The organism is Sodalinema sp. (assembly GCF_046483825.1).
Classification (GTDB): domain Bacteria; phylum Cyanobacteriota; class Cyanobacteriia; order Cyanobacteriales; family Geitlerinemataceae; genus Sodalinema.
Genome location: NZ_JAWOCL010000133.1, coordinates 1 through 6,685, shown reverse-complemented (window position 1 = coordinate 6,685; position 6,685 = coordinate 1). Strand labels below are relative to the sequence as shown.

The window sequence follows — 6,685 nt, the reverse complement described above, 5'->3', positions numbered from 1 at the left end:
CCCAGAGTCAAGCCAGAACGTCCAAGGAGCGATGGCAAGCGAGTTTCCGAGAAGAAGATGAACAGGCATTCTGGGCAGTTCATCCGGCCAGGGTTCACCCCGATGAGGCTCAATGGATAGCCCTATCATCCGCCGTTCGCTACGATGAGGAGAATAGCACTCTGCGGCGGGTTCAGGGAGCGCGACGGGTCGTTTTTGACCGTCGTAATCATGTGATTGGTCAATTAGGACGAATGACGATTGTTCATCGAGATAATTCTGAGTTGAGGCGTTGTACGTTTGTCTCGACTCTGTTGGGAACGCTCCGACAAACGCGCAATGAATGGTGTGAACGATAATTGACATCCTCCCACGCTAATTCAAAGAATATAGCGTGGGATTCCCACCATCACTGATGAGGTTTCCTCTTTCCACGACTCGACTTACCGTAAACTGGTGTTACACTGGCCGCAGACTGGCTGTTTCAGGGTCGTATTGAAATTGCGTTAGGGTTCCGTCCTGGACTTTCTCGATCGCCTGTTCGATGACCTCTAGTGGGACCAGAAACCACTCCCGAGGCTGTACAGGAATCTCAAAACGATCGGGCAAATTCACCTCTAAGCGGGCAGCAGCAAAAAACTTGTGCAGCAGTGCCTCCAGTCGTTGTGGGTTGATGGCTTCAAGTTTGAAGGTGCAGACAATCTCGACATCTGCTAATAGGTAGGTGGGGTCTTTTTGGGCATTGGCGACTCGCGTTTTGACATCGCCCGTGGTGACGCCAATTTTATGGATGATAGACCGATTTTTGGCAATAAATGGATGGTCAGAGTCACTGCGCAGGACGTAAATAGAGCCGGTTACTGGGCTGTCGGAGAGGTTTGTTTGGGAAAAAAGGGGACCGAAATCAATTTTGCTGATGCGACGGCTGGTTTTGTCCTTATTTAAGGCTCGCTGGAGCGATCGCAGTAACAGGTTGCTCTCGGTGCCGTTGTCGTAAATCACCCGTAGCCGACAGTCGGTACGGCCATAGTCACTGGTAAACATCTCCCCCATCTGAGCCACTAAGACTTTATGGCCATCGAGGATGAACCAATCCCCCAGTTGCACCTCGGCATTGTCTTGATATTTTACCGTTTGCCGTTCTCCAGTCGTTAACTGCTGCTGCACCCCCTCAAACAAGGGTTGAAACTCCTCGAAGTCTTCGCAGGGTGTTCGTTGGGCAATTTCTTCGGCGGCCTTGATTTCTTGGCGCGATTTGCCTGGGGCAACGCTGCGCGATCGCACATGGGTCAGCTTGGTGACATCATCATCGTCGGTCGCATCGACCCCGAGAGATGCCAAAAGCGCCGCGTCACGATGCCCATCGTCGAGGTCGTCATCTAGGGGAAATGTGGCATCATTGTCTGGGTTTAGGAGTCCCCTGGAGTCTAGGGGTTCTAGGAGGGTGCGACAGTCTTCAGAGTTTCGCAGGCGTTGGAGTCGCACGGCGTAGAGGCGCTCAAAAATATCGCGATCTGCCCCCGGTTGAGGTAGGCGACCGTGGACTTCGACAAAACGCTCAATGTCCTCAAAACCGGCAATAATTCGCTCTTCTCGGGGCGATCGCGGTTGGGAGGGTTCGGGGGCAATCTCGACCCCCAATTCTGCTAGGAGTTCTAGATCCTCATCGGTGGTAGATTTAGCGGTGGATTTAGGCATGGTTTGAGTTGTCGTTGGTGTTTAGGGATCTCGGAAAACTGCTAAATAGGGTGCATAAGAAAAGGCCCGATTGCGTTTTTGTCCAGTAATTTCTTGCAGGAGACCTATGGAGCTGAGATCCTTAACCAACGTGTTAGCATTAGGATAGGATAAGTTGGTAACAGCTTGAGCGTGTTCCACCGTAAAAATTGGACTGAAGTAAAGGCTCTCAAGCAAGGCAATGGCATTCCCCGACCTACGTCCCATTTTATCGAGTACTAATTGCCGATGTTCCTCTTTCAAGTTGACAATTTTACGAGCCGTCGCGGCAGCTTCTTGAGCGACTTCGTAAATGCCACGCAGAAAAAATTTCAACCAGCCTTCCCAATCCCCCCGATCTCGTACAGCCTGAAGGCGATCGTAGTATTCAGTGCGATACTTCTTGAAATAGTAGGAAATGTAGAGCAAAGGACGTTGTAAAATATTCTGCTCACACAACAAAAACGTGATCAGTAAACGTCCCGTTCTTCCATTTCCATCTAAAAACGGATGAATCGTTTCAAACTGAGCATGGGCCAACCCTACCTTAATTAGAATAGGCATGGGTTGCGGGTTATGCAGGAATTTCTCTAAATTACCGAGGGATTCGAGCATCTGATGTGGTGGTGGAGGAACATAGGTGGCTTCTGATAGGGAACAGCCGCCGGCACCAATCCAATTTTGACTGCGACGAAATTCTCCAGGGTTACGCTCTGAGCCTCTCACCCCAGTCATTAACTTTTGATGAATATCTCGAATCAATCGTAGAGATACTGGCAGTTCTTTCAGCCGCTCAAGACCATAGTTAATTGCAGAAACATAGTTGACAACCTCAGCAACATCTTTAGGATTGTCCGGTTCTAACGCCTTGGACTCAAATTCTAGAACATCGATTAAAGAAGCTTGTGTACCCTCAATTTGACTCGACAAAACGGCTTCTTTGCGGACGTACATAAAGACAAACAAATCGGGGTTTGGGAGAGCATCTGTTGCACCATCTAAACGACCCAAGGCACGATCAGCTTGAGATAGCAAATTCCACATTTCCTGATCCATCATAATATCAGGTGTAGGTGGTAGCGGTTTTGGGATAAAGGCTTTGTAGCCTTCGACCTGTTCTATGTATTGACCTGCTCTCGATGTCCCCGGCATTGTTATCAGTTCCGATAATACTGAGTCGACTTGGAGTCCATATTATCGATATTAGCACTTTTGCGTTAATAAGCCCCGCTAAGAGTTCTACATCTTGATCGGTGGTGGATTTAGCCATGTTGCTCCTGCTTCGCGTTCCGTTGCAGAACGGCAATCCCCTCGGCCATGCGTTTTTCCCAAGGGTCGATCGCCGTCAAGGAGGGTAGCCGTCCCCATTGCCGTTTAAACTGGAGGGCCCGTGTTGCTAACTCTCGCGCTTCCTCCAGAGTCAGATTAATACGCTTGGCCGCAATCACCGCCTCAATCTGCTGAAGCCGTTGGCTGTCCATCGACCGAGCTAGGATGGCGTAGGCTTCGCCAAAAGGATTGATGCGATCGATCAGATCCATGTCTAACTCCGTCACCGATAGGGCGAATTGGCGGACTCCATCGAGGAGTGAGGTGTTTTTTCCGTTCTCCATCTGGGTGGGATTTAGGGTTTTCTGGGACTCTTGAACCAGGTTGAGAGCGGCGATCGCATGTTGACGGACGGCCTCTTGATCCTCACCCTCTAGGTTAGGGAACTTTTCTTTAACGATTCTACCCATATGTAGCTGAGTCAGTTCCTCTGGCACCAGTTCCCGGTCAAAAAGACCTCGCTCAATGGTGGGTTTATCCTGAACAAAGGCTGTGACCAGTTCCGTTAAATCTTCGCGGCAGATACGATGGGCCTCGGGACTCTTGGGAGCGGCTAAGCCCTTGATTTCCAGTTGAATCAGGCCCCGATCTGGATCAACCCCTAGATTACAGTGGTCCCGATTGTAGCCATCTTCCCCATAGTCAAAACCAGGAGTGGGTTCGTTGTCGGGAGATTTGGGTTTGAACTCAAAACGCGGTGCCAGCACTTGCTGCATCAAGAGGCTGGCGGCGATCGCCTTCAGAGTATCATTCACCGCCTCAGTTACAGCGATTTCACTGGCATCTGGCTCAGCAATCAAGTTGGTGAAACGGGCGCGAGTCTTACCGGGCGCATCGCGGGTGGCGCGGCCGATAATCTGGACAATTTCCGTCAAACTGGAGCGATAGCCAATGGTGAGAGCGTGTTCACACCAAATCCAATCAAACCCCTCTTTAGCCATCCCCAGGGCGATGATGATATCGACATGATCGCGATTGTGCTTCTGTTGCGGGTCTTTGAGTGCCGCTGCCACTTGATCCCGTTTGCTGGGGTCATCATCGACTAAATCGGCCACCTTGAGTTGGCTTCCGTCACGGGTTTGGATGAGGTGAAACCCGGTTTTGGGGTCGATTCCTTGCCAGTCTCCCAACTCGTCTAGGATATGTTCGACTTCCCGGATTTTGTCTTTGCTGCTTTCGCGGGAGTTGACGTTGGGAATATGTACGATGGTTTTCTCCTTGGGATTGAGAACCTCCATGATGGCGTCGCTATAGCGGCCGCTGTAGAAGTAGTAGCCGATATCGAGTTGTTTGAGGTACTCGTAGCCGTTGAGTTGTTCGTAGTACGTGTAGGTGACCGTCTCGAATTTGGCTTCGTCGTCGGGATGTAGTACCGCTTCGGCATCGCCGCGAAAGTACGAGCCAGTCATGGCGACGATGTGCGCTTTGTTGCGGGCCATGATCTGGCGCACTTGATCGCCGAGTTTGTTGTCTGGGTTGGCTGAGACATGGTGAAATTCATCGACGGCGATGAGGCGATCGTCGAGGCAGTCGACTCCCAATTCATCGACGGTGAAGCGGAAGCTGGCGTGGGTGCAAACTAGCACCTTGGCATCGCTGTTGAGGAATTTTTTCACGGCCCCGACTTTGCCGCCGTCGCTTCCGGGTGCGTTGCAGAGGTTCCATTGAGGTTCAACCACCCAATCGGGCGAAAAGCCGAATTGACTCAGGGGTTCGTTGTGGAAGCTGGCCCCGATGGATTTTTCGGGAACAGCGATGATGGCTTGTTTGAGGCCCTGCTTTTCCAGTTTGTCGAGGGCGATGAACATAAGGGCGCGACTTTTCCCCGAGGCGGGTGGGGATTTGATGAGGAGATATTGTTCGCCTCGTTTTTGGTAGGCTCGTTCCTGCATGGGGCGCATCCCTAGGGCGTTGGCGCGGGTGGAACGTCCGTTTTGGGCGTAGGGGACGGAAATGGAGGGAATGGCGATCGCTTGGCTCATGGGTTAGATCGAGTCAACAATAGAAGTTCAATGGTGTTAGTTATGTTTACGGGCCAGGTTTAAGGGTCTCATGATGGAGAGTCGTATTGATTAAAGTTATGGAGTAGGGCATTGCTTTCAGTCCTCCCCTGCCAGTGCGATGGCTTGTGCGAGTACAGTCGGGCGAATTCGTAAACCAACCTGGACAAGGTTCTCTAAATCCTGCTTGACAGATGGGATGTATCTCATCTGCTTCGCTAGTACGATCACAGCTAAAGTACCTCGGACGGGAATCTGGAGGATCTTGGCAGCTTTTCGCGCCGCGAGATCATCGATAATAGCTTCATAGGCAGAATATTTGATGGCCCAGGATAAGACCTGACTTTCTCCTAACCCTAGATCCCAACTGGAAACCCTTGAGTCAGGTTCTGGTGCAGGCTGAATGAATACTTGGCCGGATTGCTCCAGCCAGGTCACGGCAGTATCGGTGTAGCCTCCCAGATTAATTTCATCGGCAACACCTTGAGGAATGACGACTTCATCGCAGATTTCGCTGAGTAAATGAATACGGTCAATCTTGGTGAGACTGATGATTGGAGAAGCATTAACAACCCAACGCTTAATCACGGCTAACTTCCTCTGTCAGTTCTTCTGGTGTGGTCTGAAATGGGGAAACCCCAAATCGATTAAGGGCTTGCAGAAAAGCCTGACGGTTGATGCCTGCAATTTCAGCGGCTTTGGATTGGGAAATCATCCCGACTTCGTACCACTTAACGACGGCAGCAATGAGTAATTCTTGGGCGAATTCGTCTGGGGTACTGCGGAGGGCAGAAAAAGCAGTTTCAGGTAAGTTGAGTTGAATTCTAATCATCGAATTAAGCCTAGGATGATGTTGGTATCAATAAGAGTTTTCAAGGGAGCAGCTTACTGGTATTTTGGGGTCAGATAATCAGTGTATTTTACTTGCCAGTCCGGGACGTTTGGCGATGCCTCAAAGCTCCGTCAGAGTGCCAGGGGAAATAGGTTGAATGGAAGAACGTTGTTTGTGCTGAATAAATTCGGCGAAGTCAAGGACTTCTTGAATTTGGTTTTCTGGAAGAATTTGAATCAGTTCATAGAGTTTTTCAGTAGCTGTCATGGTTTTTAGGAAGTGAGTCGGTCTGGTTTGTATTATGGCTGATCGCGTTATGACTTAGTTTTTCGGTTAGCAGACTGGTTCCCTGGACTGTCTTGGCGGGTCATTTGTGTATATAAGTCAAACAGTTTTTCCAGGCGTTCTGTGTCGTTTTTAAAGCGGCGACCGATGTAAATGCGCTCTAACACCTCATCGTTGCGATCGTGGGCTTCCCGGACCAGGGGGAACTCGCTATCCATCCGTTTGGGGTCGTACATATCGGCGATGGTGGCGGGGAAATACTCCTCTCGCGCCAGGAGGATCTGTTCGGCGCAACGGGTGAGGTCGATTTTGTTTTGTTCGGTGAGGAAGGGAACGGGAAAGGTGTTCCAGCCGAGAGTGTTGGAGTAGGAAAAATCGGTTCTCATGCGGACGCAAACTGTGCCAATCCAGACCCAATGGAGGCGTGAGGCGATTAGCGCCATGTTCCAGAGGGGAGGATTTAAAAGTGCAAAAGCGAGATTACTAACGATAGTTCCTGAAGGACAATATCCTACAGGCAAGTATGCTCGATTTTCCGATGAAA

General features: G+C 50.4%; 7 protein-coding genes and 1 pseudogene. 1 reads left to right on the top strand and 7 read right to left on the bottom strand.

What is annotated here, in order from left to right; translation table 11 throughout:
• Positions 1–338: pseudogene (locus R6U67_RS08530) on the top strand (hypothetical protein); the annotation flags it as partial.
• A 100-nt stretch (positions 339–438) separates the two neighbouring features.
• On the opposite strand, the gene R6U67_RS08525 reads toward R6U67_RS08530, so the two are convergent.
• The 7 genes from R6U67_RS08525 to R6U67_RS08495 all read right to left on the bottom strand — a co-directional run.
• Entirely contained in the window at positions 439–1,677 is a 1,239-nt protein-coding gene (locus tag R6U67_RS08525) for a GIY-YIG nuclease family protein (RefSeq protein WP_410252152.1), read from the bottom strand.
• Between the two features lie 21 nt (positions 1,678–1,698).
• Entirely contained in the window at positions 1,699–2,754 is a 1,056-nt protein-coding gene (locus R6U67_RS08520; RefSeq protein ID WP_410252151.1) for a Fic family protein, read from the bottom strand.
• A 203-nt stretch (positions 2,755–2,957) separates the two neighbouring features.
• Positions 2,958–5,006, bottom strand: a complete 2,049-nt coding sequence (locus tag R6U67_RS08515) for a DEAD/DEAH box helicase (protein WP_410252150.1) — start codon at positions 5,004–5,006, stop codon at positions 2,958–2,960.
• 117 nt (positions 5,007–5,123) lie between these two features.
• Positions 5,124–5,612 carry a DUF3368 domain-containing protein gene (locus R6U67_RS08510; protein WP_410252149.1) on the bottom strand — a complete coding sequence of 163 codons (489 nt, stop codon included), beginning with the start codon at positions 5,610–5,612 and terminating at the stop codon, positions 5,124–5,126.
• Positions 5,605–5,856 carry a UPF0175 family protein gene (locus R6U67_RS08505; protein WP_410252148.1) on the bottom strand — a complete coding sequence of 84 codons (252 nt, stop codon included), beginning with the start codon at positions 5,854–5,856 and terminating at the stop codon, positions 5,605–5,607. Before R6U67_RS08505 ends, R6U67_RS08510 begins: the two co-directional genes overlap by 8 nt.
• A gap of 120 nt (positions 5,857–5,976) precedes the next feature.
• Positions 5,977–6,123: a DUF2281 domain-containing protein gene (locus R6U67_RS08500; RefSeq protein ID WP_410252147.1), complete on the bottom strand. Its 147-nt coding sequence runs from the start codon at positions 6,121–6,123 to the stop codon at positions 5,977–5,979.
• Positions 6,124–6,170: 47 nt separating this feature from the next.
• Positions 6,171–6,685: type IIL restriction-modification enzyme MmeI (locus tag R6U67_RS08495; protein ID WP_410252146.1), on the bottom strand; the 515-nt coding region annotated here is incomplete at its 5' end.

Coding starts and splice junctions, on each gene's coding strand:
- R6U67_RS08500 (WP_410252147.1), bottom strand. CDS start 6,123: ATGACAGCTACTGAAAAACTCTATGAACTGATTCAAATTCTTCCAGAA.
- R6U67_RS08520 (WP_410252151.1), bottom strand. CDS start 2,754: ATGATGGATCAGGAAATGTGGAATTTGCTATCTCAAGCTGATCGTGCC.
- R6U67_RS08525 (WP_410252152.1), bottom strand. CDS start 1,677: ATGCCTAAATCCACCGCTAAATCTACCACCGATGAGGATCTAGAACTC.
- R6U67_RS08515 (WP_410252150.1), bottom strand. CDS start 5,006: ATGAGCCAAGCGATCGCCATTCCCTCCATTTCCGTCCCCTACGCCCAA.
- R6U67_RS08505 (WP_410252148.1), bottom strand. CDS start 5,856: ATGATTAGAATTCAACTCAACTTACCTGAAACTGCTTTTTCTGCCCTC.